The following is a 24,122-nucleotide window of genomic DNA, read 5'->3' on the forward strand; positions in this document are numbered from 1 at the left end:
TCCCCACGCCGACCCAGCGCCGACCGCTGGGCCTGCGCACTTGGATGCAGCGCCACATACAACTGGATGCACCCGCCGATGAGTTGCCGGCCACCCTGTCTCGTAACCTCGTGAAGGGAGACGCCGGACGCCAGGTGTGTCCGCTGTTCTGCTATTCCGCTATTCCGCTGTTCTGCTGTTCTGCTGTTCTGCTGTTCCGCTGTTCCGCTGTGAGGAGGCGAGGGTGCTCGGACGGGGTGCGCGGCTGCTCGTGGGTGCCATGACGCCGGTGTGCCTGGTGCTCCTCGGCCCCAGTGCGCCGAGCGGTGCCGCCGGGCCGCTGCCCGTCGAGGCCGTCAGGGATGTCGTGGCGAACCGGGTCATGACGTGGAACATCTGCAACCCCTGCGAGACGAGCGACGTCGACCGGGCGGCGGAGATCGCCGCCTACGCACCCCAGGTCATCGGCCTGCAAGAGGCGTGTGTGCGAGACGTCGAGCGGATCCGGGAGCATCTGGAGAACCTCTACGGACTGGTCTACGACATCGAGTACGGCACGGTTCTCCGGAGTTGGGGCCGTTGCGGAGGCGTGCCGTGGAACCCGGGCGCGTACGGTCAGGCGATTCTCTCCGCGGCGCCGATGACCGACCCCGTCCGCGTGGAGTATCCCGACGGCGGATCCGAGGACCGTGGCTATCTGGCGGTCACCACCACGGTGGACGGCCGGTCCGTCCGGGTCTTCAACACCCACCTCGCCCACCGCCGCCAGGAAGCGGTCCGAGCCGAGCAGATCGGCGTACTCGCCGAGGAGGTCGCCCAGCAGGACCGCGCGATCGTTCTCGGCGACTTCAACGCCGTGCCGGACGCCCCGGAACTCACCAAGATGTGGACACTGGCCACGGACACGGACCCCCAGTGCCACCCGTCCGCCACCGGCACGTGCGAGCCGACCACCGACTGGCAGACCAAGTTCGACTACGTCTTTCTGCGCGGCATCGTCCCGCTCGACCACCGGGTGCGTCCGACCCCGTCCTCGGACCACCACCTGCTGCACACCGACCTGGACCTCTAGACGGTCACCGGGCGGTCGACGTCGAGCGTGCCGACCGCGTGTCTGCCGTCGGCGCCAATGCGGTAGGGCGGCGGCGACGCCGGACGCGACCTCACGGCCCGTACGAAGTCGCCACCGCCCTACCCCGTTGGTGCGCTTGCCCGTTCCACGGACAGGGCAGCCTCGTGGCTCAGATCCGCCCGCCGGTCATCCGGGTGATCGGACCCAGCGTGCGCCGGCCCGAACGCCGGCCCGCCGCGAACGACATGGCGCTCAGGGCGGTCAGCCCCACGCCCACACCCGCGGCGAGGATCTTGCGGTTGGCGATGATCGTCCAAGTCGTCTTGGCGAACGCGGCAGCCTGCCCCGAGGCGGAGACGACTGCCTGGCGGCCGGCCTCGACGCGCCGGGCGGCCGTATGGGCGACCGAGTTGGTCACCTCGGCCGTCCGCTCCGCCGCACCGGCTGCGGCTGACGCCACGTCACCGGTCTTGTCGGCGGCCTTGCCCGCCGCCTTCGACGCCGGAGCAGTCGCCCGCGACGCAGTGCCACGGGCCTTGGACGCGGCCGCCTTCGCGGCTACGGAATTCTGACTGGTGTCGTTGTTCGATGGGCTCATGGACATCGCGTAGCCACTCACTCCGGCAGCAAACATGTTCGACCAAGACCACCTTCGTCAGGGCACCTCTCCCGAGCCCTTCATCCGCACGAAAGTTGATGTCGCGAGTTGATGTCGCGCCGAGTCCGAGCCGACGCCCGAGAACGACTTCTCACGGCGTGGCCGCGAAGCCGTCGGGAGTCGCCTGCCCACACCCACCACGACACCGGGCGCCGTACAGCGTTAGAGTGCCGTCGCTCCTCAACGCCCAGCTGAAGGCCACAGGAAGGCAGCTCGTTCCGTGAATCACCCCCACGAATCCACCGGCTCCGTCGGCGAGCGCCGCCTCCAGCACCTTCTCGGCACGGCCGACCAGGCCGCCACGTTCTACGACCGTCAGGTGCATCCGCGTCTGACCCCGCAGATGGCGGACTTCATAGGCCGGCAGACCATGGCGTTCCTGTCCACGTCGGACGCCGCCGGAGCCTGTGACGTCACCTTCCGTGCCGGCCCTCCCGGATTCGTCACGGTGCTGGACGACGGCACCCTCACCTACCCCGAGTACCGGGGGAACGGGGTTCTCGCCAGCGCGGGGAACATCACCGAGAACCCGCATATCGGCCTGCTCTTCGTCGACTTCACCCACGACCACATCGGCCTGCACGTCAATGGCGCGGCTCGGCTCCACCGGGACGAGGATCAGCGGCGGGCCTATCCCCACCTGCCGGTGGACACCGCCCCGGGACGCAGGCCGGAGTTCTGGGTGCACATCACGGTGGAGGAGGCGTATGTGCACTGCTCCAAGCACATACCCCACCTCGAACCGGCCCCACGCCCACGCCCGGCGACCCAGCGGCCGAAGGACGCCGACTACTTCGTCGACGGCGCCGAACATCGGTCCCCGGCCTACGAGGACGAGCAGACCCCGGCGACGACCGGCGGAGCACTGCCGGGCGGGGGCTGAGCACCGAACGAGCGGGGGCCGCGCATTCCCGCCGACGGCGTCGACATGGGCGTCGATGCCGCGCTGCCGGCACCACGCAGGCCACCGCCGACCGGTGACGGCCCGCGGAGCCACCGCGTCCGGCGGACGTCACCGTGGCGTGTCGCCGGAGCGGCCCGGCCGCGTTGGTGCACCGTCGTTGTCATGACGACGACCGCCCCGTGCCCCTCCGAGGCGCCGGCCCGCCGGATGGTGTCGGTTCCCGGTGATTCCTTCCCGACGCGATCCGCGACCTCCTGTCCGGCTTCTCCGGCGGAGCGTCTGGTGCCCCCGGTGCACCGGGTGACAGCCGGGAGCATCTGATCCCGTGGTCCTCGACCTGGTTGTGATCGGTACGGCCATCACCCTGGGCCCGTTGCACAACAGCGCCTTCATTCTGCTGCTCTCCTCGCGACGCGGTGTTCGCCAGGGCCTGGCATTCCTGTTGTCGTGGCTGGCCAACCTGATCGCGGTGATCGCCGTAGTGGCGCTGCTGACCGGCGGGCAGCCCCCGGCCCGGCACAGCGCGCCCTCGACCGCGGCCATCGCCGCGAAACTCGCCGTCGGTGTGGCACTGGTGCTGTACAGCGCATACCGGCATCACCGACCACCCCGGCCGCACAGCCCGCCACGCTGGACCGCCCGAATCGACGACCTCTCCCCGGTCACGGCGGCCGGCCTGGCATGGGTGCTGCAACCCTGGGCACTGGTCGGCGCCGGCGCCGCGACCGCCGTCGACGCCGACCTCTCCACCCTGAACGACTGGCTCACTCTGACCGGCTACTGCCTGCTGGCCACCCTCAGCCTGATCGCCATGGAGGTGTACGTGGTCCGGGCGCCCGCGGTCGCGAACGCCCGCCTGGACGCCCTGCGGAGCTGGCTGGAGCGGCACCAGGAGCAACTGGTCGTCACGCTCTCCCTGCTCCTCGGCCTGTGGCTGACCGCGCGGAGCATCGCCGAGCTGGTCGCCTGACCCGGACGCCGCGGCGACACCCTCAGGTCAGCGCACCCTTCCCCGCGCCTTCAACGGCACCGGCGGCAGCTCAGGAGCAGGCAGCGGGTCCCCGTCGTACCCCTTGACCTCCCCGAAGCGCGAGCCTTCCATCCAGTCCCGGCGCGCCTGCTCGATCTCGTCCTGCGTTCGGCCGATCCAGTTCCAGAACATGATCAGCTCCTCCTCGAACGGCTCGCCGCCGAGGAGCATCAGACCGGCGTCCGACTCCGCGCGCAGCGGAAGTTCGGTGCGGCCGGAGCCGAGGTAGAGCATGGAGCCGGGTAGTACCGGCACGCCGTCCACGTGGGCCTCGCCGGACATGGCGAGGACGGCGTACTCGAAGTCCGGTTCCAGTGGGAGGCGTAGGTCGGCGCCCCGCGACAGGGCGAGGTCGGCGCCGACGATCGGGGTGTACGTCGTGCCGGGCGACGTCGCTCCGTCGAGGCCGCCGAGGATCAGCGTGGCCCGCAGCCCGGGTGCCGTGACGACCGGCAGCTCGGCGTGGTGTTCGAAGTGCGGGTCGGTGTGGCGGTGGCCGTCCGGGAGGGCGACCCACAGCTGGGCGCCGTGCAGGAAGCGGGCGTGCGACCTAGGGCTCTCCTCGGAGTGGCTGATCGCCCGGCCCGAGGTCATCAGGCCCAGTTCGCGCGGGTGGATCGTCTGGAGGCTGCCCGTCGAGTCCCGGTGCAGCACCTCGCCCTCGTGCAGCCAGCTCACCGTCTGGAGCCCCATGTGGGGGTGCGGCGGCACCTGCATACCGGGCTCGTCGGCGATGTCGTCGGGACCGTAGTGATCGACGAAGCACCAGGCGCCGACCATGCGCCGGCCCAGATTGGGCAGCAGACGACGCACCTCGGTGGATTCGCCGAGCTGGACGCGGCGCGGGCTGAGGAGTTCGCGTACGGGCTCCGCCACGACGAAGCCGCGGCCGCCGCAGACGGAGGGCACCGCCTCGCGATCAAGATTGCTCATAACGCCCAACCTAGCCCCGCCGAGGGCGCCTCGTCAGTCGGTAACCCGGGGCTGTCTCGAAGCGTTCGAGAAAATAGTAGCCATGGACATAAAAATAGTAGCCATGGATATAGTCGCCATGTACTGTATTCGCCATGAGCAAGGGTTCCGAGAGCGCCACACCCGGGTTCCTGGTGTGGCGCCTGTCGACGAAATGGCGGGTCGCGGTCGATCGGGCCGTCACCCCGCTGGGACTCACCCACGCGCAGTACGCGCTGGTGGCCTCGCTGTACGGCATGCAACGCGACGGCGAGCGCCCCAGCCAGCGGCGGCTCGCCGACCACACGGGCCTGGAGCCGCTGTACGTCTCCAAACTGGCCCGCTCCCTGGAGACCGCCGGCCTCCTCGAACGCACCCGTGACCCCCGCGACCCGCGCGCGGTGCAGCTGGAACTGACCGAGGAAGGCCGTGCCCGTACCCTGCGCGCGATCAAGGTCGTCCAGGGGCTGCTCCAGCAGTTGCTGGCACCGCTGGGCGGGCTGGACAGCGCGCGCACACGGGAGTTCACACGCGATCTGGCGACCCTGCTCGACGCACCTCTTGACCCGTTCGTCCTGGACAGTGAGAGCGACAAGGAGCAGTCATGACCACCACCACTCCCCTGCTCGACCCCCGAGTCATAGCCCTGGCCCACTACGCCGGCCGCGCACTGCTCGAACAGGTGCTGGCGCGCCACGGCGCGACGTTCCCGCAGTCCGTCACCCTCCGGCTCGTCGCCGTCGCGGACGGTCCGGTGGAGCGGGACCGTCTGGTCGGCGGTGTCGTCGGCGCACTGAAGATCGACGCCTCGCAGGCCCACTCCGTCGTCGACGAGCTGCTCTCCACCGGGCTGTTGACCCCTGACGGCCCGTCCGGAGTACGGATCACGGACGCCGGACGGGAGCTCTACGACCGCACGTCCACCGAGACCGCCCCCATCAGCGCCCGGATCTACGCCGGCATCCCGGAAGAGGACCTGGCCGCGGCCGGCCGGGTGCTGACCCTCATCACCGAGCGGGCCGACGCGGAGCTCGCCGCCATGACCGAGTAGTGGAATAGCGAACCATCACGCTCGGTTGACGGCCTCGAAGGAGGTCACGAGTGGACACGACGTACTACGACCACGGAACACAGGCCGAGCGCTGGGAGCGCGCGCAGCTGTTCTTCGACGCCAAGGACTACGCCGCCGCGGCGCGCGTTCTCGGCAAGCTGGTCGAGGAGGTGCCGGAGCAGACCGGACCTCGGCTGCTGCTGGCGCGTGCCTACTACCACTCGGCCCAACTGCGGCGCGCGGAGAGCGAGTTGCGTGTCATCGTCGAGAGCGACCCGGTCGAGGGGTACGCCCGGCTGATGCTGGGCCGGACCCTGGAGCGGCAGGGTCGGCAAGACGAGGCGCAGGCCCATCTGCGCCTCGCCTCGGCGCTGGCGGGTGACTTCGAGGAGCTGTAGGGAGAGCAGGTCTGTAGAGATCATGATTCGGGGCCCGGTCCGGCTGGACCGGTCCCCGAGTCATGCGCCGCCGCTACTTCACCGCGGCAGGCGTCCGCTTCCCCCGCCGGTGGGCCACCTCGCCCAGGGCGACGTCCACGGCCAGGAACACCGCCAGCGAGATGCCCAGCAGCGGCACGAAGTAGCCGATGACGGCGACGACCGCCACCAGCGGGAGCAGGATCTGCGGCGGCACCTGCGCCCAGGCGCCGCGCGGGACAGGTCGGCCGAAGGCGGAGCCGCGGCCGCGCTGCCACCACATGCGGTAGCCCCACACGATGAGCAGGATCAGGCACAGCGCGAGCCCCATCAGGACGATCTGGTTGACCAGGCCGAAGAGGACTCCGGTGTGCAGGTCGATGCCCCAGCGGGTCAGCTTGGCGAGTACCGGGTGGTCGGCGAACCGCAGGGTGTCGGTGACCTCGCCGGTCGACGGGTCGACCGCGACCGAGTCCTGCTTGGTCGGCCAACTGCGCTGGACCTGCCGTACCACGTACGCGGACGAGTCGTCGGCGGGCGGCACGATCTCCACGGGATCGCCGAGGCCCTCGGCGCGCGCGGCGGCCAGGACCTGGTCGAGGCCGACGCCGTGCTCGCCGCTGCCACCGGTGCCGGCGGCGCCGCCGTGGCCGCCGTGCTCGCCGCCGGCCGATGCCGAGATGGACGGGGTCGCCTGACGCAGCGAGGTGCGCAGTTCGTCGATGTTGGCTCCGGCGTACGTCGACCAGGTCAGGCCGGTCGCCGAGAGGAAGAGGAAGCCGACGGCGACCCAGGCGCCGACGGAGCCGTGCAGACCGAGCGTACGGCGGCGCCCGCTGGTGCCCCGCACCTTGCGCAGAGCGCGGCGGCGGGAGAACCACAGCACCAGTCCGCCGGCCGCGATCACCCACAGCCAGCTGGCCGCGAGCTCGCTGTAGAGGCGGCCGGACTCGCCGAGATGCAGGTCGCGATGGAACTCGTCGATCCAGGTGCGCAACGGCAGGGCGCCGGTCGAACCGTACTGCTCCAGGGCGCCGCGCACCTCGGCGGTGTACGGGTCGACGAACACGGCCAGCGCGTGGTCGGCGTCGACGCCCTTGACGCCGGACAGCATCACCCGGGTGGACTCGTCCTCGGCCGGGGAGGGCCGTACCGCCGAGACCATGCCCTCGGGGTGGGCCTCGCGCGCTGCGGCGACCTGCTCCGATATCGGCAGCTTGGCGTCGCCGACCGGCACGTACATCTCGTGCGCGTACACGATCTTCTCGGCCTGGAACGCCCCGGCGTACAGAAAGCCGGTGGTCGCGGCGACGAGCAGGAACGGTGCGACCAGGACGCCGGCGTAGAAGTGCAGACGCAGGATCAGCGGGCGCAGCGGTGCCCAGGTGCGGGGCGACGACGCCGGTGCGTCGGGCTCTGTCGCCTCCGCCGTGGAGGTCGTGGGAGCGGTCATCGGCGGCTTCTCCGGGGGTGGGGACGTAAGGGCGGTAGCGGACCAGTAGTCGGAGAGAGGTGCCGCCGAGTTCCCGCCACTTCACGTGACGTGCGCCACAAGGGAATGCGTCCGGGACGGAACCGTCATGGCATTCTGGCGCGATGGCACTTCCGAACCATCGCGCCCCGCTGGCCGAACAGGTCGAGCAACTTCTGGCCACCGAGGGCCCGTTGCCCATCGTGGCGGCCGGCGACCCGGTGCTGCGGCGACCGACCGAACGCTTCGACGGGCAGCTGGACCCCGCGCTGCTGGCCCGTTTCGTGGAGGCGCTGCGGATCACCATGCACGCGGCGCCCGGAGTCGGCCTCGCCGCGCCGCAGGTCGGGGTGGCGCTGCGGATCGCGGTGATCGAGGACCCGGCGCCGGTGCCGGAGGAGGTACGGCAGGTGCGGGCGCGGGTGCCGCAGCCGTTCCGGGTGCTGGTGAACCCGTCGTACACGCCCGTCGGTGCCGTCCGCGCCGCGTTCTTCGAGGGCTGTCTGAGCGTGCCGGGCTATCAGGCGGTGGTGGCCCGTCCCGCCGAGGTGCGGCTGACCGGCGAGGACGAGCACGGGCGCGCTGTCGAGGAGGTGTTCTCGGGGTGGCCCGCCCGCATCGTGCAGCACGAGACGGACCACCTCGACGGCGTGCTCTACCTGGACCGCGCGGAGCCGCGCTCCCTGTCGTCGAACCAGGCGATGGCCGAGTACTGGGCCCAGCCCGCCCCGGACGAGGCGGCGAGGGCCCTCGGCTTCGAACTGCCGGACTGACGCGCGGGCCGGCGTTGTACGTCAGTTGTCGCGAGCCGTGCGTCAGTTGTCGCGATACGCCTCCAGCAGCCGCAGCCACACCTCGCTGATCGTCGGATACGACGGAACCGCGTGCCACAGCCTGCTGATCGGCACCTGGCCGGCGACCGCGATGGTCGCCGAGTGGATCAGCTCGCTGACGCCGGGGCCGACGAAGGTGACGCCGAGGAGGATCTCGCGCTCCAGGTCGACGACCATGCGGGCGCGCCCGCGGTAGCCGTCGCCGTACAGGGACGAGCCCGCGACCGCGATGTCGAGGTCGACGGCGCGGACCCGGTGACCGGCCTGTTCCGCCTCCGCGAGGGACAGGCCCACGGCGGCGGCCTCGGGGTCGGTGAAGACGACCTGGGGGACGGCGCCGTGGTCGGCGGTGGCCACGTGCGCACCCCAGGCGGCGTCCAGCAGTGGTTCACCCGCGGCTCGCGCGCCGATCGCCGCACCGGCGATGCGGGCCTGGTACTTGCCCTGGTGGGTGAGGAGGGCTCGGTGGTTGACGTCGCCGACCCCGTACAGCCAGTCGCTGCCGGTGACCCGCAGGCTGTCGTCGACCTGGAGCCAGGAGCCGGGTTCCAGACCGACCGTGTCCAGGCCGATGTCGTCGGTGCGCGGCGCGCGGCCGACGGCGAAGAGGATCTCGTCGGCCTCGATCCGCCCGCCCTGGTCGGTGACGACCACAACGGTGCCGTTCTCCCTGGTCACCGACTGGACCGAGGTGCCGGTGCGGACATCGACCCCGGCCTCGGTGAGCCCCTCGGCGACCAGTTCGCCGGCGAAGGGCTCCATGCGGTTCAGCAGGCCCTTGCCGCGGACGAGGAGCGTGACCTGTGAGCCGAGGGCCTGCCAGGCCATGGCCATCTCGGTGGCGACCACTCCCCCGCCGACCACGACCAGCCGGCCGGGCGCGGACTGGGCGCTGGTGGCCTCGCGGCTGGTCCAGGGCTTGACCTCGGCCAGCCCTGGCAGGTCCGGCAGTGCGGCCCGGCTGCCGGTGCACACGGCGACGGCGTGCCGGGCGGTCAGCACCTGCCGTTCGCCGTCGGGGCCGGTCACCTCCACGGTGCGGGGCCCGGCGAGGCGGCCGCGGCCGCGGTGGAAGTGAGCGCCGATGCCGTTCAGCCACTCGACCTGGCCCTCGTCGTTCCAGTCCGCGGTGAAGTAGTTGCGCCGGGCGAGGACAGCGGCCGTGTCCAGGGGCCCCTGCACCGCCTGCCTGAGACCGGGCAGGCGGCGGGCGTCGGCCTGGGCGATCACCGGGCGCAGCAGTGCCTTGCTGGGCATGCACGCCCAGAACGAGCATTCGCCGCCGACCAGCTCACTCTCCACGACCGCGGTGGAGAGACCGGCCGCACAGGTGCGGTCCGCCACGTTCTCCCCCACCGGTCCGGCACCGAGCACAACCACGTCGTAAGCGATGGAATCCGTTTCCGTCATGAGGTCAGTCTTGCGGGTGGTGTGCGGAGTGGCCACACGGGTACGTGCGCGGAATACGTGACCGTACGGTCGTGTTGTCGACGACGGCCTCACCCCCGATACCAGGAAGAGGGACATACGCCATGAGCAGCACCGTGGAGCTCACCAAGGAGAACTTCGACCAGACGGTCACGGACAACGACTTCGTCCTGATCGACTTCTGGGCGTCCTGGTGCGGGCCGTGCCGTCAGTTCGCCCCCGTTTACGAGAAGGCCGCCGAGGAGAACCCGGACCTCGTGTTCGGCAAGGTGGACACCGAGGCGCAGCCCGAGCTGGCCGCCGCCTTCGGTATCCAGTCGATCCCGACGCTGATGATCGTCCGGGACCGGGTCGCCGTGTTCGCGCAGCCGGGTGCCCTGCCCGAGGCCGCCCTGACGGACGTGATCGGGCAGGCCCGTGGGCTCGACATGGACGAGGTCCGCAAGGCCGTGGAGTCCCAGCAGGCCCAGGCCGAGCAGAACGGCCAGTAAGGCCCCCTCTAGAAGGGGTAGGCCGCCACGTCCCCGCGCACCGTCGTCCAGCGCACGTCGGTGAAGGCCTCCAGGTTGGCCTCGCCGCCGAAGCGGGCGCCGGTGCCGGAGGCGGCGACGCCTCCGAAGGGCGCGACGGCCTCGTCGTTCACGGTCTGGTCGTTGATGTGCACGATGCCGGTCGGGATCCGCTCGGCCAGGTCGAGGCCGCGAGCGGTGTCGCCGGTGACGATGCCCAGGGAGAGGCCGTACGGCCCGGCGGCGGCGAGGGCGGCGGCCTCGTCGGGGGTGCTGAAGGGGCGTATCGGCGCGACCGGCCCGAAGACCTCCTCGGTGTAGGCCGGGGTGTCGTCGTCGACGCCCGCGAGCACGGTCGGCCGGTAGAACAGCTCCTCGTGAGTGCCGCCCGCGGCCAGCTTGGCGCCCCGGGAGGCGCTGGAGCGCACCAGGTCGTGCACCTTGCCCAGCTGTCCGGCGTCGATGAGCGGACCGAGGTGGACCTGCGCGCGGTGCGGGTCGCCGACGGCGAGGGAGTCGGCCTTGGCGGCGAGCCGCTCGACGTAGTCCTCGTACAGGGACCGGTGGACCAAGTGGCGGCCGGTCGTCATGCAGATCTGGCCCTGGTGGAAGAACGAGCCCCAGGCGGCCGTGGAGATCACCGCGTCGATGTCGGCGTCCTCCAGCACGATCAGGGCGGAGTTGCCGCCCAGCTCCAGATGCGCCCGCTTCAGATGACGCCCGGCGGCCTCACCCACGGCCCGGCCCGCGGTGGTGGAGCCGGTGAACGAGATGACGGGCACCCGTGGGTCCTCGACCAGCGCCTGACCCGCCTCGGGACCGCCCGGCAGGACGTGCAGCAACCCCTCGGGCAGACCGGCCTCCGCGAAGATGGCGGCCAGCGAGAGACCGCCGCACACCGCCGTACGGGGGTCCGGCTTCAGCAGCACCCCGTTGCCGAGCGCGAGGGCGGGGGCGACGGAGCGGATGGACAGGATCAGCGGGGCGTTGAACGGCGCGATCACACCGACCACGCCCACCGGGACGCGGCGCGTGTACGACAGCCTGGGCACCTCGCTGGGCAGGACGTGCCCGGCGGGCCGGGAGGCGAGCGCGGCGGCCTCGTAGCACTCCTGGGAGGCGACATGCAGCTCGAAGTCGGCCTTGCCGGGTATCGAGCCGGATTCACGGACGAGCCATTCGCGCAGTTCGTCGGCGTGTGCCGCGAACAGGTCGCCGGCTTTGCGCAGCACTCCCGCGCGGACGAGGTGCGGGAGGCGGGCCCACTCGGCCTGGGCGGCGCGGGCGGCCTCGGCCGCCGTGCCGACGTCCTCGGCGGTGGCCAGGGTGACGGTGCCGAGTGTGTCGCCGGTGGCGGGCTCGGTGACGGCGTACTCGTCTCCCGACAGGGAGCGGGGCTGCCAGGCCTTGGGGTCGAGCAACGGCATTTACGACTCTCCGTTCGATCACCGGGCGGGACTCACGGGGGGAGCGGAAGTCCCGAGTAGTTGACCGCCAGTTCGGCGGCCGCGTAGCGGGATGCGGTGATCCGGCGCAGACGTGCGAGCTGCATCCGGTGGTCGAACGCATCCCCGTCTGGTTGAGCGTGCAACATCTTAGTCATGTCGTCCGAGAACCGGGTCACCTGCCACACCCGGCGCAGACACAACTCCGAGTACCTGTCGAGAAGTTGTGTGTCCCCTGTGCGGTGCAGCGCGATGAAGGCGCGGGCCAGCACCCGTACGTCCGACACCGCGAGGTTGAGGCCCTTGGCGCCGGTGGGCGGCACGATGTGGGCGGCGTCCCCGGCCAGCAGGAGGCGGCCGTGGCGCATCGGCTCGTGGACGTAACTACGCATCCGGGTCACGGACTTGGCGGTGACGGGACCACGGCACAGGGTCCAGTCGGCGTCGATCGCGAAACGTGCGGCGAGCTCGTCCCAGATGCGGTCGTCGGGCCAGTCCTCGGTGTCGGTGCCGTTGGGAACCTGGAGGTAGAGCCGGGAGACGGTCGGTGAGCGCATGCTGTGCAGCGCGAAGCCGCGCTCGCCGCGCGCGTAGATCAACTCGTCGCAGGACGGGGCGACTTCGGCCATGATGCCGAGCCAGGAGTACGGATACTCGCGGGCGTACGAGCGGGTGCTCCCCTCGGGGAACACCCCCCGGGAGATGCCGTGGAAGCCGTCGCAGCCGGCGACCCAGTCGCAGGTCAGCGTCTGCTCGCGGCCGTCGTGCCGGAACCGTACGACCGGCGTGGCGCTCTCCGGCCTGTCGACGGCGAACGCCTCGGCCTCGAACAACAGCGGTGGTCCGCCGTCCAGTTGGAGCGCCACCAGGTCCTTCACGATCTCGGTCTGTGCGTAGATCGTCACCGTACGGCCGCCGGTCAGGGCCGGGAAGTCGATGTGATGACGTTCCCGGTCGAAGCGCAGCTCGATGCCCTGGTGGACCAGCCCTTCGGCGTCCAGCCGGTCGGCGGCGCCGGCCTCGCGCAGCGCGTCGACCGTGCCCTGTTCCAGCATTCCGGCCCGCTGGCGCTGCTCGACGTACTCCCGCGTCCTGGCCTCCAGCACCACGCAGTCGATGCCCGCGCGGTGCAGCAGCCGGGCGAGGAGCAGCCCGGCGGGGCCCCCGCCGATGATGCCGACCGTCGTGCGCATTCCCACGCCTCCCTGGCTTCGACGGTACGTCGGCCGGGCCGCCGGGGCCTGTCCGAGGGGCGGCGCCGGACCGGCCCACGGGTTTCAGCTGGACTCGCGTTGCACCACCGTCGCCCCCAGCACCTTGTGCGTCTCGGGCGCGGTCCCGGGGTTGCGTACGGCGCGGTCGACCAGTTCCGCGAGGTCGCGGCCGGACGGCAGCTCGATGTGGACGGTGCTCAGCCTGGGCCGCAGCAGCCGTCCGAGCATCAGGTCGTCGGCGCCGATGACGGCCACGTCGGTGGGGACCCGGACGCCGGCGTCCTGGAAGGCGCGCATCAGCAGCATCGCGTACTCGTCGTTGTAGGCGAACACGGCGTCGAGGCCGAGGTCGCGCCAGCGGGCGGCGAGTCGCGCGGCGGGCTCCTCCTCGTAGGCGAGGGGCAGCTCGGTGACGGTCGCGTCGGTGCCGACGAGGGCCCGGCGCACGCCTTCCAGCCGGGGCGCGGAGAAGGACTCCAGGCCCTGCTCCGCGGGCACGACGACGCCGATGCGGCGCCTGCCGCGGGCGTACAGGTGGCTGCCCGCGCAGTGGCCGACCGCCTCGTAGTCCATCAGCAGGGCGTGGGCGCCCTCGACGGACTCGGGGCCGAGGCTGACCACGGCCCGGGCGCCGGAGCGCTTGAGCACCGTCACGCCCTTCGGGCCGAGGCCGCAGCCCGAGACCAGCACGGCGACGGGTCGCAGCTCGGCCCAGGCGCGGGCGGCCTCGTCGCCGTGCAGGCCGACGCTGCCGTGCTGGACGACCGTGTAGTCGAGGCGGCCGAGGGCGAGCTGGAGGTCGCTGAGGAACTGCCCGTACAGGGAGCCGATCGGGAAGCTCGGGGCGGGCATCAGGACCATACGGCTGTGCCCGGCGCGCAGGCTGCGGGCCGCGGCGTGCGGGACGTAACCGAGTTCCTTCGCGGCCTCGTGGACCCGGCGGCGGGTGGGCTCGCTGATCCGGACGGCGCTGGTGTTGTTGAGGACGTAGGAGACGGTCGCGCGCGAGACGCCGGCCAGGCGGGCCACGTCGGCGCTCGTGGGTACCGAGCGCGTTGCGGAGGAAGCGGGCGCGGGCGTTTTCGGTATCTGCACCATGACGTACCGCATCCTTGCAGAACCTGTGTACGCAACTCCGTTGAGGGTCCTCGCCCGTTCAGACCGGTGTACGTGCCATCCGGTCGACCAGGTCGCCCCAGCCCTTCTCCAGCCGCTCCATGGGCATCGCGCACTGCCGGGTCAGGTGGTTGATCAGGGCGGGGTCGAGGTACGCCATGAGCGTCTGGGCGAGCAGCTCGCAGTCGGCGTCGGGGTGTATCTGGCGCAGCAGCATCGTGACGTGGGTGTGCAGCGCCCGGTACGAGGGGTGGGCGAAACGGCGGGACGGATCGGACTGCGCCGCCAGCTGGAGATCGAGCTGCTCGGCCGAGCGGTACAGCGCGGCCACGCCGAACGCGCGCAACCGCTCGACCGGCGGCGCGCCGGGGCCCAGCGGCGGCGGGCCGCCGAGGAAGTCGGCCTGGAGCGTGCGCGCGGAGTGGTCCAGCAGCGCCATCAGCAGGCCGGTGCGGTCGCCGAAGCGGCGGAAGACCGTCCCCTTGCCCACCCCGGCGGCCGCGGCCACGGCCTCCATGGTGACGCCGGCCGCGCCGTGCTCCGCGATCAGCCGGGCGGCGGCCTCTAGCAGCCGGGCTCGGTTGCGGGCCGCGTCGGCGCGCAGGCAGGGCTCCTCGGGGGCGGAGCCGACCTCCAGCAGCTGGGGCGCGTCGAGGGGTTCCTGGGGCTCCGGGAAGGGCGGCAGGGCGGCGGACATGAAGCCAGAGTAAAGCATGGGGAATGAAACTGGACCGCGGTCCGCTTAGGATGCTAGAAAGGCAAACGGACCTCGGTCCGGATCGTAACGGCAGTGTTTCAGCACCCTTGGAGTTCGCATGTCTGTTCGCATCCTCGCGCTCGTCGGCAGCCTTCGTGCCGGTTCGCACAACCGTCAGCTGGCCGAGGCCGCCGTCAAGCTCGCCCCCGAGGGCGCAGAGGTCGTGCTGTTCGAGGGCCTGGCGGAGATCCCCTTCTACAACGAGGACATCGACGTCGAGGGCGGCGTACCGGCCACCGCGGCCAAGCTGCGTGAGGCCGCGCAGGCCTCCGACGCGTTCCTGCTCTTCTCCCCCGAGTACAACGGCACGATCCCGGCCGTGCTGAAGAACGCCATCGACTGGCTGTCCCGCCCCTACGGCCAGGGCGCCTTCGGCGGCAAGCCGGTCGCCGTGGTCGGTACCGCCTTCGGCCAGTACGGCGGCGTGTGGGCGCAGGACGAGACCCGCAAGGCCGTGGGCATCGCCGGCGGCAAGGTGCTGGAGGACGTCAAGCTGTCCATCCCCGGCTCGGTGACCCGTTTCGCCGAGACCCACCCGGTCGACGACGCCGAGGTCGCCGCCCAGCTGACCGAGGTCATCGCGCGCGTCCACGGTCACGCGGGCGACGTGGTCGCCGCCTGACAGCCGGGCGGACGTATCGAGGAGGGGCCGGAGCCAAGCGCTCCGGCCCCTCCTCGTGGGTCAGGCCACCGCGGTCGGCGCCAGTTCCCGCAGTTCCGCCAGCGCCGCCGCCACCGCCGGACGCTCCCGTCCGCCCCGGCGGGTGCAGGTCAGCACCCTGCGGTGCGGTTGGCCCGCGCAGCGGACCCGGGTGATCGGCAGCTGCTCGGTCAGCCGGGCCAGCCGAGGGACCAGGGCTACGCCGAGCCGATGGGCGACCAGGTGCGCGGTGACGTTCCAGTCCAGCGCGTGATGAATCACGTCCGGGGTGAACCCGGCCGCCCCGCACGCCGACATCACATGCGGCCGGCAGGGGCTGTCCGGCATGGGCGCGATCCACTGCTCGTGCGCCGCCTCCGCCAGGTCGACCCCCTCGCGTCCGGCCAGCGGGTGACCGTCGGGCACGACGAGGTCGTACGGGTCGTCGAGCAGCGGCTGCTGGTCGAAGCGCGCGTCGCTGAGCGGCGGGTTGTGCGGGGACACCTCCACCACCGCCAGGTCGGCCTTCCCCTCGAAGAGCAGGTCGAAGCTCTCCGGCACACCCGTCTCCTGGATGCGTACGGTCAGCCGCGGATACCGCTCCCGCAGCCGTACCGCCATCGGCGCGAGCAGCACGGACACGGCCGTCGAGAAGCCGCTGATGCGCAACTGCCCCGAGGGGGCGCTGTATTCGGCCCGCAGATCGAGCTCGGCCGCCTCCCAGCGGGCCTGGATGGCGTCCGCGTGTGCCAGCAGACTCTCGGCCGCCGCGGTCAGGCGCACCCCCCGGCCCTGCGGTTCGAGGAGGTCGACGCCCAGGTCACGGGCCAGCTGGCGGATCTGCTGGGAGGCGGCGGACGGGGTGAAGTGCAGGGCGCGGGCGGCCCCGGTGACCGTGCCGTAGTGCGCCACGGCCCTGAGTACGTGCAGTCGGCGCAGGTCAATCATGAAGCCCACGCTTCAAGGTGAGGTCCAGAAAGTCAACCTGGACGTGTACGAAGGCGCATCGCACCCTTGGTTGTGTCGCGACGGTCGAACCAGCCACGAGTCACGAGGAGTCGCCATGACCAGCACGACCGGCATCGTCTGCCCGCACTGCGGGTGGCCCGACGCCGCCGAGCCCTACCAGGTCGTGTCCCGGCACGGCACCGCGGCGGGCAGCACGGTGTGGACGCGGTGCGCCTGCGGTTCGCTCCAGGTCCGAGCCGTGGACGCCGGCGGCATGCGTGTCGTCTCCCGCAGCCGGCCCACCGGCAGCCCGACGAAATCGCCGTGCCGGTGACCGCTCCGGTCAGTCCAGACCGGCCAGCCGCGGTACGGCGGGCGCCGCGAAGTTCTCGATGAACGCGGCCGGTTCGCCGGTGCGCGGGCCGAGGATCACCGTGTCGATGCCGAGCTTCGTGTAGCCCGCGATGTCCCTGGTGAACGCGTCGAGGTCGCCCGCCGTGGCGGCCTCGCCCGAGTAGACGACGGTCTTGCGGATCTCGTCGTAGTCGCGTCCCTCCGTGTCGCAGTGGCCGCGCAGCACGTCGAGCTTGTGCCTGACCTCCTCGGGCGAGGTGGTGAAGAGGTTGCACGCGTCGCCGTACCGGGCGACCAGTCGCAGGGTCTTCTTCTCCCCTCCCCCGCCGATCATGATCTCGGGGTGCGGGGTGCTGACCGGCGGCGGGACACAGAGCGTCTCGGCGAGCCGGAAGTGCCGGCCCTCGAACGGGCCGTCGGCCGCCGGGTCCCACATCTGAAGGCAGATCCGCAGGGTCTCCTCCAGCCGCTCGAAGCGCTCGGCGACGGGCGGGAAGGGCACCCCGAGCCCCTCGTGCTCGCGCCCGTACCAGGCGGCGCCGATCCCGAGGGTGGCCCGGCCGCCGGACAGCACGTCCAGCGTGGTGGCGATCTTGGCGAGCAGGCCGGGGTGGCGGTAGGTCACGCCGGTCACCAGCGCGCCGAGGCGGACCGTCGAGGTGTGGCCGGCGAGGTAGCCGAGGGTGGTGTACGCCTCCAGCATGGGGTCCTCGGCGCGGTCGTTGAACTCCATCTGGAAGTAGTGGTCCATCACCGAAAGCCAGCTCAGCCCGGCCTCCTCGGCGGCGGCACCCGCGGCGGCGAGTTCGGGGCCGAGCGCGGGACCTCCTCCGGGATGGTCGAACCGGTTGATGTGCACGCCGACCCGCATGTCTCGTCTCCGTTCACCGGGACCTTGCACGGACCTCTATGACGCTAGAACTTGGAGCGCTCTCGAAGTCAAGCCCGTGCGCGAGTCGGCCACCGCCACCGAGGACCGGTGAACGACGGGGCGTCTGGCAAGCTCCGGGGCACGGAGGTGCCACCCGCCGGGCGGCGGGCAGGTACCGCCGAACGGCGGCCCTCCGCCGGGGTCCGGTGCGCGGATGCTGGCCGCAGAGCCGCCGGGCACGTCGTGCCCCTGTCCGAGGAGAAGCCATGACCCAGGCCCCGCCACCCCCGTTCGATCCCGAGCTCGCCGCCGCGCTGGAACTCATCAAGGACGTGGTCTCGCCCGGACTGACGATGGACGGGATAGCCGATGTCCGCCGGGGTGCCGGGATCCAGCTGCTGGCCGAGCTCGATCTGACCCTGGACGGCTTCTTCGAGGTCGAGGACCGTACGGTGCCGGGTCCCCCTGGTGCGCCCGAGATCTCCCTGCTCGTCTGCCGGCCGGTCGCTCCGGTGGACGCGGTCGCGCGGCCGGTGATCTATCACGTCCACGGCGGCGGCCTCATCCTCGGCAACAACCGCGTCGGCGTCGACGCGCCCCTGGCCTGGGCGAGGGAACTGGACGCGGTGGTGGTGTCCGTGGAGTACCGGCTCGCGCCGGAGCACCCGTATCCGGCGCAGATCGAGGACGTCTACGCCGGTCTGGAGTGGACCGCGCGGCACGCGGCCGAACTCGGGGGCGACCCGGCGCGGATCGTCGTCGCCGGGGCGAGCGCCGGCGGCGGGCTGTCCGCGGCGCTGGCTCTGCTGGCGCGGGACCGCAAGGGTCCGGAGCTGCTCGGTCAGATGCTGATGTGCCCGATGCTGGACGATCGCAACGACAGTCCGTCCACCCACCAGATGACAGGCCTCGGCGTCTGGGACCGCACGGCGAACGAGACCGGCTGGACGGCGCTGCTCGGCGAGCGACGGGGTGGGGCCGACGTGCCCGGGTACGCGGCACCGGCCCGTGCCGAGGATCTGACGGGACTGCCGCCGGCGTTCCTGGACGTCGGCTCGGCGGAGACGTTCCGTGACGAGGTCGTCGCGTATGCCTCCCGGCTCTGGCAGGCCGGTGGCGTCGCCGAGCTGCATGTGTGGCCCGGCGGCTTCCACGGATTCGACGGATTCGCGCCTCAGGCCGCCGTTTCGCAGGCCTGCCGGGCCGCGCATCTGGGCTGGCTGCGGCGGCTGTTGAGCCGGTGAAGACGCCAGGTGGCGCCTGATCGTCCGCCAGGCCGTGGGGTGTCGCGGGCGCGGGTAGGTGCGAGGGGGGTTGCCTCTTGACCGCATACCGCACCATTGGCCTATGAAAGAGCTGGCCGGGCGCCTGACCGCGCTCGATCCGGATGCCGGTGCCGCGGTCCGGGTCATCGCCTACTTCGATCGGCTCGCCGAGACACGGGCCGGACTGGAGACGCTGGTGCGCGGAGCCGCCGTGCTCGCCGGGGTGCCGGCCCGGCTGGTCGACGCGGACCGCCGGGTCCATGTCCGGGTCGAGCCCGACGGGACGCGGCAGGAGAGCGGTACGGCGCCCGATCCCGCGTGGCCCTCGGTGGCGCTGATGCCCGGCGGTGCGCCGGCGCTGTGGCTGGAGCGGGCCGAGCAGGCGGAGCCCAGTGTCGTGGACGCGGTGATCCTGGAGCGCGCCGCCGGGGTCATACGGCTGGTTCTCGACCGGACGCGCGGGAAGGCCCCCGCGGACGACCCGGCGCTGGTCGAGACCGTCCTCGACGCCACGGCTACGGAGTCGGCACGGCTGCACGCGGCCCGGCGTCTGGGACTCGACACCGCCGCGCCGGCCCGCGTCCTGGCTCCGTCGGACGGGCGCCCACGCATCGTCGCGGCACAGTCGGCCGCCGAACTGCCCGTCGGCCGCGTGGGGGTGGGGCCGGCCGTGCCGGTGCTCGACCTGCCGCGCTCCTGGTCCGAGGCCCGCGTCGCCCTTCGGTTCACGGCCGAGGGCACCACCCAGGACCCCGGCCCCCGCGTGGTCCACGCCGCTGAACTGGGCGGCATCGCCCTGCTCGCCGACCTGGTCACGCCGGGTGCCGAACCGCCCCCGGACGTACAGGCCCTGGAGGCGGCCGCCTCGGCCACGCCCTGGCTGCTCGGCACCCTGCACGCCGTCGCCGGGACGGCGAGTCTGCGAGCGGCGGCGGTCGAGATCAACGTCCACCACTCCACGCTCCAGGAGCGCCTGACACAGGCCGAGCATCTGCTGGGCTGGCCCCTGCGCACCCCACAGGGCCGGTTCCGGCTGGGGCTGGCGCTGGCGATGCGGCATCTGACGCGCTGCTAGTCGCGCGGGCCCGCCGTCACCGGAACTCGTGCACGACCTCGATCGTGCCGACGATGTGGGCGTTGAACGCGTCCAGTTCCTCGGCGGGCACCCACAGCTCCAGGATCGTCTCGCCACCCGCCTGTTGGACGGGGTACCGGCGCAGGAAATCCGACTCGACCTCGAAGCGGGTCACGAAGCCGGCGCCGTCGTGCTTGACGTTCCAGTCGCGGGCGATCCTGACCGCGTAGTCCTCGTTGAGCACCGGGTAGAAGATCGGCTGCTCGGGCAACCGCGGGGGCCAGGCGCGCCAGTTGAGCTCGCGGACCAGGTCCAGCTCCTTGGGGCCGGTGGGGCGCCACAGGGTCGTGGTGGAGGAGGCGGGTCGGCTGATCATGGGCGTTGACGATAGCCATGCCACCTGAGGGCGGCGACGGAGTTTTCGGCGGCACGGCACCTGAAGGCACCGGACGCACCCGAGACACCCGACGCACCCACGCACCCGACCAGCCAGTTGCACGCGCCGAGCCACTTGCACGCGCCCAATAAACGCATTCGCGGGAAATTTCGCCGATGCCCTATCCTGGGTGTCATCCATCTCTGGACGGAGGACACCGGCGCCATGACCGCCACGGACCCCGCACTCACCGCCCTCGCCCAGGGCTGGTGCGCTCTCTCTCTGCTGCACGGCAGGATCGAGACGCACATCGAGCGCGCCCTACAGACCGGGCACGACCTCAGCGTGCGCGAGTACTCCCTGCTCGACGTCCTCAGCCGCCAGCACAACGGAGAAGGCGGCCACCTCCAGATGAAGCAGGTCGCCGACGCCGTCGTGCTCAGCCAGAGCGCCACCACCAGGCTCGTGACCCGCCTGGAGGACCGCGGGCTGCTCTCCCGCTACCTCTGCCCCACCGACCGCCGCGGCATCTACACCGACGTCACCGAAGCAGGCCTCAAGCTCCTGGAAGAGGCCCGCCCGACCAATGAGTCGGCGCTGCGCGAGGCCCTCGACGAGGCCGCGAAGGATCCCGAACTGGCCCCGCTGGTCAGGGCCGTCGAGACACTTCGCGTACCCGTCTGAGACGACGCCGCGTCCCCCTCGCCTGCCGCTACCGCGGTTCGCCGACCGACAGGACCAGCTTTCCGCGCACCCGTCCCTCGCGGCTGATCCGCCAGGCCTCGGCGGCCTCCTCCAGCGGCAGCACCCGTTCCACGTGTACGGCGAGCCGACCGGTGTCGGCGAGTTCGGCGAGGGCCGTCAGATCGGCCGGTTCGGGGCGCACCCACAGCAGGTGGGCGCCCTTGGCGACCGCCTCCGGGTCGGCGATGGACACCACCCGCTCACGCCGTCGCAGCACCTGCTGGGAGACGTCCACGGCGTCACCGCCGACGAAGTCGAGGGCCGCGTCCACACCGTCCGGCGCCAGCTCGCGGATCCGGTCGGCCAGGCCGTCGCCGTAGGCCACGGGCTCGGCGCCGAGCTGCCGTACGAAGTCGTGGTTGCGCTCGCTCGCGGTGCCGATGACCCGGGCGCCGAGCGCGGCCGCGATCTGCACCCCGAACATGCCGACCCCGCCGGCCGCGGCGTGGACCAGCACCGTCTCGCCCTCGCGCACGTCCACGCGCTTGATCGACTGGTACGCGGTCAGCCCCGCGAGTGGCACTCCGGCGGCCTGCTCCCAGCTGAGCGAGGCCGGCTTGCGGGCCAGCATCCGCACATGCGCGGACACCAGCTCGGCGTAGCTGCCGAGCTGTACGGAGTCCTTGCGGAGGTAGCCGTACACCTCGTCACCGGGCGCGAACTCGTCGACGTCGAGCCCGACCCGTTCGACGACCCCGGCGACGTCCCAGCCGGGGATCATCGGGAAGTGGGTCTCCATGATCGGGTCGAGGTATCCCGCCCCGAGCTTCCAGTCCACCGGGTTGACCCCGGCGGCCTTCACGCGGACCAGGACCTCGCCCGGGGCCACCTTGGGCTCGGGGTGGTCCACCAGCTTCAGATCCTCGGGCTGACCGTAGCTCTGCAATGTGATGGCCTTCATGACGACCATGTAACCACACGAGCTATACCCGCATGTGCAATATATGCACTGACATGCAGATGCCCTTCCGTCCACTGTACGCCGTTGACGCGATCTCCGGCGGGGCCGTACACATGGCCCCATGAGCGCCCCCCGACTTCCCCTGTCCGGTGTCACCGTCGTCAGCCTGGAGCAGGCCGTGGCAGCCCCGTACGCCACCCGGCAGCTCGCCGACCTCGGGGCGCGGGTGATCAAGGTCGAGCGGCCGGGGGACGGGGACTTCGCCCGTCGGTACGACACGACCGTGCACGGACAGTCCAGCTATTTCGTCTGGCTCAACCGGTCCAAGGAGTCCCTCACGCTGGACCTGAAGGCACCGCGGGGTCAGGAGATCCTGCACCGGCTCCTCGACGACGCCGACGTGTTCGTGCAGAACCTGGCCCCGGGCGCCGCCGACCGTCTCGGCCTGGGGGTCGAGGCGCTCGGCGAGCGGTGGCCGCGGCTGATCCCGTGCACCATCTCCGGGTACGGCACGACCGGCCCCTGGGCCGACCGCAAGTCGTACGACCTGCTGGTCCAGTGCCAGACCGGGTTGGTCTCCCTCACCGGAACCGACGCCGACACCGCGCGCGTGGGGATCTCCGTCGCCGACATCGCCGCCGGGATGTACGCCTACAGCGGCATCCTCACCGCCCTGTACACCCGGGCCACCACGGGCACCGCCCACCCGGTGGAGGTGTCCCTGTTCGAGGCGCTGGCCGAGTGGATGGGCCAGCCCGCCTACTACACGCGCCACGGCGGCGTTCAGCCCCCGCGTCTGGGCACCCAGCACCCCACCCTCGCCCCGTACGGCGCCTTCACCGCCGCCGACGGCAAGGAGGTGCTGTTCTCCATCCAGAACGAGCGCGAATGGGCCGTCCTGTGCGCCGAGTTCCTCGGCCGGCCCGAGCTGACCGACGACCCGCGGTTCGCCACGAGCTCCGCGCGGGTGGCCCACCGGGACGAGCTGAACGCCCTCGTGGCCGAGCGCTGCGCCCGCTCCGACGCCGAGGAGATCCTCAAGGACCTGGAGGCCGTCGCCATCGCCTGCGCCGGGGTCAACGACGTGGCCGCGTTCCTGGACCACCCGGTCCTGGCCGGCCGCGACCGCTGGCGCGACGTGGGGGTGCCCGGCGGGGCGACGGTGCAGGCCCTGCTGCCGCCGGCCGACCTCGCGGGCGTACCCGCGCGGATGGACCCGGTGCCCGCGGCGGGCGAGCACACCGAGTCGATCCTCGCCGAACTCGGCCGCAGCCGCGAGGAGATCGCGGCCCTGCGGGCCGACGGCGTCGTCTGACGGACCCGCCGGGGCCCGGTGTCACCAGGGAAGCGGGCCGTTCACGTCGACATAGCCGCCGGTCGGGCCGTCGGGGCCGAGCCGTGCCATCCGTACGATGATCTCGGCGCCCTCCGCGATGGTCTGGGTGCCGGTGCGGCCGTTGAGGTCGGTGGCGGTGAAGCCGGGCTCGACGGCGTTGATCCGCATCTTCGGGAACGCCTTCGCGTACTGCACGGTGATCATGTTGACCGCCGTCTTCGAGGCCGGGTAGGCGACGGCCTGGTAGAAGTGGGCCGGTGAGTCCGGGTCGGACAGCGTGGTCAGGGAGGCCAGCCCGCTGCTGACGTTGACCACGACGGGGGCCTCGGACCGCTGGAGCAGCGGCAGGAAGGCGTGGATGACGCGGACGACGCCGAACACGTTCGTCTCGAACACCGTCCGCATCTCGTCGGCGGTGGTGTCCGCGGCGGCCGGAACGGCGTTGTTCTCGCCCCGTACCTCCATGCCGGCGTTGTTGACCAGTACGTCGAGCCCGCCCTCGGCCTCGACGGACTTCACAGCGGCCCGCACGGAGGCGTCGTCGGTGACGTCGAGCTGGACGAAGCGTGCCCCGAGCCGCTCGGCCGCGTCCCGACCCCGCTCGGCGTCCCGGGCGCCGACGTAGACGGTGTGACCCACTTCGACGAGCCGACGGGCGGTCTCGAAACCGAGTCCCTTGTTCGCTCCGGTGATGAGTGTTGTCGTCATGCCCTCAGCGTCCTGCGCGGCGAGCGGGGCAGCCAGCCGTCCCTTCTTCCTGGGACCAGCGGTACCAGGC

General features: G+C 71.7%; 27 protein-coding genes. 14 read left to right on the plus strand and 13 right to left on the minus strand.

Features of this window, described 5'->3' with window-relative positions; translation table 11 throughout:
- Positions 1–259: 259 nt before the first annotated feature.
- A complete protein-coding gene (locus ACIQWG_RS15060) occupies positions 260–1,051 on the plus strand; it encodes an endonuclease/exonuclease/phosphatase family protein (protein ID WP_404095869.1) in 792 nt (263 codons plus the stop codon).
- Between the two features lie 169 nt (positions 1,052–1,220).
- On the opposite strand, the gene ACIQWG_RS15065 is transcribed toward ACIQWG_RS15060, so the two are convergent.
- Positions 1,221–1,655, minus strand: a complete 435-nt coding sequence (locus tag ACIQWG_RS15065; RefSeq protein WP_404095011.1) for a hypothetical protein — start codon at positions 1,653–1,655, stop codon at positions 1,221–1,223.
- A gap of 274 nt (positions 1,656–1,929) precedes the next feature.
- Here ACIQWG_RS15065 and ACIQWG_RS15070 point away from each other — a divergent pair, with 274 nt between their 5' ends.
- Both ACIQWG_RS15070 and ACIQWG_RS15075 read left to right on the plus strand, forming a co-directional pair.
- A complete protein-coding gene (locus ACIQWG_RS15070) occupies positions 1,930–2,592 on the plus strand; it encodes a pyridoxamine 5'-phosphate oxidase family protein (RefSeq protein ID WP_404095014.1) in 663 nt (220 codons plus the stop codon).
- 346 nt (positions 2,593–2,938) lie between these two features.
- A complete protein-coding gene (locus ACIQWG_RS15075; protein WP_404095016.1) occupies positions 2,939–3,583 on the plus strand; it encodes a GAP family protein in 645 nt (214 codons plus the stop codon).
- Positions 3,584–3,610: 27 nt separating this feature from the next.
- Here ACIQWG_RS15075 and ACIQWG_RS15080 read toward each other — a convergent pair whose 3' ends face one another.
- Positions 3,611–4,576 carry a pirin family protein gene (locus ACIQWG_RS15080; RefSeq protein ID WP_404095019.1) on the minus strand — a complete coding sequence of 322 codons (966 nt, stop codon included), beginning with the start codon at positions 4,574–4,576 and terminating at the stop codon, positions 3,611–3,613.
- A gap of 134 nt (positions 4,577–4,710) precedes the next feature.
- Between ACIQWG_RS15080 and ACIQWG_RS15085 the strand changes: the two genes are divergently transcribed.
- The 3 genes from ACIQWG_RS15085 to ACIQWG_RS15095 are packed head-to-tail and all read left to right on the plus strand — an operon-like array spanning position 4,711 to position 6,043.
- Positions 4,711–5,202, plus strand: a complete 492-nt coding sequence (locus tag ACIQWG_RS15085; RefSeq protein ID WP_404095021.1) for a MarR family winged helix-turn-helix transcriptional regulator — start codon at positions 4,711–4,713, stop codon at positions 5,200–5,202.
- Complete coding sequence (locus tag ACIQWG_RS15090; RefSeq protein WP_404095024.1) at positions 5,199–5,645, plus strand: MarR family winged helix-turn-helix transcriptional regulator; 447 nt, start codon at positions 5,199–5,201, stop codon at positions 5,643–5,645. The genes ACIQWG_RS15085 and ACIQWG_RS15090 overlap by 4 nt, the downstream gene beginning before the upstream one ends.
- 50 nt (positions 5,646–5,695) lie before the next feature.
- Positions 5,696–6,043: a tetratricopeptide repeat protein gene (locus ACIQWG_RS15095; RefSeq protein ID WP_404095026.1), complete on the plus strand. Its 348-nt coding sequence runs from the start codon at positions 5,696–5,698 to the stop codon at positions 6,041–6,043.
- A gap of 73 nt (positions 6,044–6,116) precedes the next feature.
- Here ACIQWG_RS15095 and ACIQWG_RS15100 read toward each other — a convergent pair whose 3' ends face one another.
- Positions 6,117–7,514, minus strand: a complete 1,398-nt coding sequence (locus tag ACIQWG_RS15100; RefSeq protein WP_404095028.1) for a PepSY-associated TM helix domain-containing protein — start codon at positions 7,512–7,514, stop codon at positions 6,117–6,119.
- Positions 7,515–7,657: 143 nt separating this feature from the next.
- Here ACIQWG_RS15100 and ACIQWG_RS15105 point away from each other — a divergent pair, with 143 nt between their 5' ends.
- Positions 7,658–8,305: a peptide deformylase gene (locus tag ACIQWG_RS15105; protein WP_404095031.1), complete on the plus strand. Its 648-nt coding sequence runs from the start codon at positions 7,658–7,660 to the stop codon at positions 8,303–8,305.
- 42 nt (positions 8,306–8,347) lie between these two features.
- Here ACIQWG_RS15105 and ACIQWG_RS15110 read toward each other — a convergent pair whose 3' ends face one another.
- Positions 8,348–9,775, minus strand: a complete 1,428-nt coding sequence (locus ACIQWG_RS15110) for a dihydrolipoyl dehydrogenase family protein (RefSeq protein WP_404095034.1) — start codon at positions 9,773–9,775, stop codon at positions 8,348–8,350.
- Positions 9,776–9,897: 122 nt separating this feature from the next.
- Here ACIQWG_RS15110 and trxA point away from each other — a divergent pair, with 122 nt between their 5' ends.
- Positions 9,898–10,284, plus strand: coding sequence for a thioredoxin (trxA, locus tag ACIQWG_RS15115; protein ID WP_404095035.1), 387 nt, complete (start codon positions 9,898–9,900; stop codon positions 10,282–10,284).
- An 8-nt stretch (positions 10,285–10,292) separates the two neighbouring features.
- On the opposite strand, the gene ACIQWG_RS15120 is transcribed toward trxA, so the two are convergent.
- The 4 genes from ACIQWG_RS15120 to ACIQWG_RS15135 form a co-directional block, all read right to left on the minus strand.
- Positions 10,293–11,729, minus strand: a complete 1,437-nt coding sequence (locus ACIQWG_RS15120) for an aldehyde dehydrogenase family protein (protein ID WP_404095038.1) — start codon at positions 11,727–11,729, stop codon at positions 10,293–10,295.
- Between the two features lie 32 nt (positions 11,730–11,761).
- The gene (locus tag ACIQWG_RS15125) at positions 11,762–12,940 is read right to left on the minus strand and encodes a 4-hydroxybenzoate 3-monooxygenase (RefSeq protein ID WP_404095041.1); all 1,179 of its coding nucleotides are present in this window, start codon (positions 12,938–12,940) and stop codon (positions 11,762–11,764) included.
- A gap of 84 nt (positions 12,941–13,024) precedes the next feature.
- The gene (locus ACIQWG_RS15130; protein WP_404095042.1) at positions 13,025–14,071 is read right to left on the minus strand and encodes a LacI family DNA-binding transcriptional regulator; all 1,047 of its coding nucleotides are present in this window, start codon (positions 14,069–14,071) and stop codon (positions 13,025–13,027) included.
- A gap of 46 nt (positions 14,072–14,117) precedes the next feature.
- Positions 14,118–14,792, minus strand: coding sequence for a TetR/AcrR family transcriptional regulator (locus tag ACIQWG_RS15135; protein ID WP_404095044.1), 675 nt, complete (start codon positions 14,790–14,792; stop codon positions 14,118–14,120).
- 100 nt (positions 14,793–14,892) lie between these two features.
- Here ACIQWG_RS15135 and ACIQWG_RS15140 point away from each other — a divergent pair, with 100 nt between their 5' ends.
- Entirely contained in the window at positions 14,893–15,456 is a 564-nt protein-coding gene (locus tag ACIQWG_RS15140) for an NADPH-dependent FMN reductase (RefSeq protein ID WP_404095045.1), read from the plus strand.
- Between the two features lie 60 nt (positions 15,457–15,516).
- Here the strand turns inward: ACIQWG_RS15140 and ACIQWG_RS15145 are convergent, their stop codons facing one another.
- Positions 15,517–16,422: a LysR family transcriptional regulator gene (locus ACIQWG_RS15145; RefSeq protein WP_404095048.1), complete on the minus strand. Its 906-nt coding sequence runs from the start codon at positions 16,420–16,422 to the stop codon at positions 15,517–15,519.
- Between the two features lie 115 nt (positions 16,423–16,537).
- On the opposite strand from ACIQWG_RS15145, the gene ACIQWG_RS15150 reads away from it, so the two are divergent.
- Positions 16,538–16,756, plus strand: a complete 219-nt coding sequence (locus tag ACIQWG_RS15150; protein WP_404095050.1) for a hypothetical protein — start codon at positions 16,538–16,540, stop codon at positions 16,754–16,756.
- A gap of 9 nt (positions 16,757–16,765) precedes the next feature.
- On the opposite strand, the gene ACIQWG_RS15155 is transcribed toward ACIQWG_RS15150, so the two are convergent.
- A complete protein-coding gene (locus ACIQWG_RS15155; RefSeq protein ID WP_404095051.1) occupies positions 16,766–17,647 on the minus strand; it encodes an LLM class F420-dependent oxidoreductase in 882 nt (293 codons plus the stop codon).
- A 266-nt stretch (positions 17,648–17,913) separates the two neighbouring features.
- Between ACIQWG_RS15155 and ACIQWG_RS15160 the strand changes: the two genes are divergently transcribed.
- Entirely contained in the window at positions 17,914–18,891 is a 978-nt protein-coding gene (locus ACIQWG_RS15160) for an alpha/beta hydrolase (protein ID WP_404095053.1), read from the plus strand.
- Positions 18,892–18,994: 103 nt separating this feature from the next.
- Positions 18,995–19,987: a helix-turn-helix domain-containing protein gene (locus ACIQWG_RS15165; protein WP_404095056.1), complete on the plus strand. Its 993-nt coding sequence runs from the start codon at positions 18,995–18,997 to the stop codon at positions 19,985–19,987.
- A gap of 16 nt (positions 19,988–20,003) precedes the next feature.
- Here ACIQWG_RS15165 and ACIQWG_RS15170 read toward each other — a convergent pair whose 3' ends face one another.
- On the minus strand, positions 20,004–20,363 hold the full coding sequence (locus ACIQWG_RS15170; RefSeq protein WP_404095057.1) for a hypothetical protein: 360 nt from the start codon (positions 20,361–20,363) through the stop codon (positions 20,004–20,006).
- 225 nt (positions 20,364–20,588) lie between these two features.
- On the opposite strand from ACIQWG_RS15170, the gene ACIQWG_RS15175 reads away from it, so the two are divergent.
- On the plus strand, positions 20,589–21,047 hold the full coding sequence (locus ACIQWG_RS15175) for a MarR family winged helix-turn-helix transcriptional regulator (protein ID WP_404095059.1): 459 nt from the start codon (positions 20,589–20,591) through the stop codon (positions 21,045–21,047).
- 28 nt (positions 21,048–21,075) lie between these two features.
- Here ACIQWG_RS15175 and ACIQWG_RS15180 read toward each other — a convergent pair whose 3' ends face one another.
- Positions 21,076–22,008: an NADP-dependent oxidoreductase gene (locus tag ACIQWG_RS15180; protein WP_404095061.1), complete on the minus strand. Its 933-nt coding sequence runs from the start codon at positions 22,006–22,008 to the stop codon at positions 21,076–21,078.
- 121 nt (positions 22,009–22,129) lie between these two features.
- On the opposite strand from ACIQWG_RS15180, the gene ACIQWG_RS15185 reads away from it, so the two are divergent.
- Positions 22,130–23,323 carry a CaiB/BaiF CoA transferase family protein gene (locus ACIQWG_RS15185; RefSeq protein WP_404095064.1) on the plus strand — a complete coding sequence of 398 codons (1,194 nt, stop codon included), beginning with the start codon at positions 22,130–22,132 and terminating at the stop codon, positions 23,321–23,323.
- Between the two features lie 21 nt (positions 23,324–23,344).
- Here ACIQWG_RS15185 and ACIQWG_RS15190 read toward each other — a convergent pair whose 3' ends face one another.
- Complete coding sequence (locus tag ACIQWG_RS15190; protein ID WP_404095066.1) at positions 23,345–24,052, minus strand: SDR family NAD(P)-dependent oxidoreductase; 708 nt, start codon at positions 24,050–24,052, stop codon at positions 23,345–23,347.
- Between the last annotated feature and the right edge of the window lie 70 nt (positions 24,053–24,122).

The organism is Streptomyces sp. NPDC098781, assembly GCF_044759995.1.
Classification (GTDB): domain Bacteria; phylum Actinomycetota; class Actinomycetes; order Streptomycetales; family Streptomycetaceae; genus Streptomyces.

Excerpts from the sequence above, each read along its gene's own strand:
- ACIQWG_RS15060 (WP_404095869.1), top strand. The coding sequence starts at position 260 with ATGACGCCGGTGTGCCTGGTGCTCCTCGGCCCCAGTGCGCCGAGCGGT.
- ACIQWG_RS15185 (WP_404095064.1), top strand. The coding sequence starts at position 22,130 with ATGAGCGCCCCCCGACTTCCCCTGTCCGGTGTCACCGTCGTCAGCCTG.
- ACIQWG_RS15080 (WP_404095019.1), bottom strand. The coding sequence starts at position 4,576 with ATGAGCAATCTTGATCGCGAGGCGGTGCCCTCCGTCTGCGGCGGCCGC.
- ACIQWG_RS15165 (WP_404095056.1), top strand. The coding sequence starts at position 18,995 with ATGAAAGAGCTGGCCGGGCGCCTGACCGCGCTCGATCCGGATGCCGGT.
- ACIQWG_RS15145 (WP_404095048.1), bottom strand. The coding sequence starts at position 16,422 with ATGATTGACCTGCGCCGACTGCACGTACTCAGGGCCGTGGCGCACTAC.
- ACIQWG_RS15150 (WP_404095050.1), top strand. The coding sequence starts at position 16,538 with ATGACCAGCACGACCGGCATCGTCTGCCCGCACTGCGGGTGGCCCGAC.
- ACIQWG_RS15175 (WP_404095059.1), top strand. The coding sequence starts at position 20,589 with ATGACCGCCACGGACCCCGCACTCACCGCCCTCGCCCAGGGCTGGTGC.
- ACIQWG_RS15085 (WP_404095021.1), top strand. The coding sequence starts at position 4,711 with ATGAGCAAGGGTTCCGAGAGCGCCACACCCGGGTTCCTGGTGTGGCGC.
- ACIQWG_RS15140 (WP_404095045.1), top strand. The coding sequence starts at position 14,893 with ATGTCTGTTCGCATCCTCGCGCTCGTCGGCAGCCTTCGTGCCGGTTCG.
- ACIQWG_RS15120 (WP_404095038.1), bottom strand. The coding sequence starts at position 11,729 with ATGCCGTTGCTCGACCCCAAGGCCTGGCAGCCCCGCTCCCTGTCGGGA.
- ACIQWG_RS15155 (WP_404095051.1), bottom strand. The coding sequence starts at position 17,647 with ATGCGGGTCGGCGTGCACATCAACCGGTTCGACCATCCCGGAGGAGGT.
- ACIQWG_RS15180 (WP_404095061.1), bottom strand. The coding sequence starts at position 22,008 with ATGAAGGCCATCACATTGCAGAGCTACGGTCAGCCCGAGGATCTGAAG.
- ACIQWG_RS15125 (WP_404095041.1), bottom strand. The coding sequence starts at position 12,940 with ATGCGCACGACGGTCGGCATCATCGGCGGGGGCCCCGCCGGGCTGCTC.
- ACIQWG_RS15130 (WP_404095042.1), bottom strand. The coding sequence starts at position 14,071 with ATGCGGTACGTCATGGTGCAGATACCGAAAACGCCCGCGCCCGCTTCC.
- ACIQWG_RS15160 (WP_404095053.1), top strand. The coding sequence starts at position 17,914 with ATGACCCAGGCCCCGCCACCCCCGTTCGATCCCGAGCTCGCCGCCGCG.
- ACIQWG_RS15170 (WP_404095057.1), bottom strand. The coding sequence starts at position 20,363 with ATGATCAGCCGACCCGCCTCCTCCACCACGACCCTGTGGCGCCCCACC.
- ACIQWG_RS15190 (WP_404095066.1), bottom strand. The coding sequence starts at position 24,052 with ATGACGACAACACTCATCACCGGAGCGAACAAGGGACTCGGTTTCGAG.
- ACIQWG_RS15135 (WP_404095044.1), bottom strand. The coding sequence starts at position 14,792 with ATGCTTTACTCTGGCTTCATGTCCGCCGCCCTGCCGCCCTTCCCGGAG.
- ACIQWG_RS15100 (WP_404095028.1), bottom strand. The coding sequence starts at position 7,514 with ATGACCGCTCCCACGACCTCCACGGCGGAGGCGACAGAGCCCGACGCA.
- ACIQWG_RS15105 (WP_404095031.1), top strand. The coding sequence starts at position 7,658 with ATGGCACTTCCGAACCATCGCGCCCCGCTGGCCGAACAGGTCGAGCAA.
- ACIQWG_RS15090 (WP_404095024.1), top strand. The coding sequence starts at position 5,199 with ATGACCACCACCACTCCCCTGCTCGACCCCCGAGTCATAGCCCTGGCC.
- trxA (WP_404095035.1), top strand. The coding sequence starts at position 9,898 with ATGAGCAGCACCGTGGAGCTCACCAAGGAGAACTTCGACCAGACGGTC.
- ACIQWG_RS15110 (WP_404095034.1), bottom strand. The coding sequence starts at position 9,775 with ATGACGGAAACGGATTCCATCGCTTACGACGTGGTTGTGCTCGGTGCC.
- ACIQWG_RS15065 (WP_404095011.1), bottom strand. The coding sequence starts at position 1,655 with ATGTCCATGAGCCCATCGAACAACGACACCAGTCAGAATTCCGTAGCC.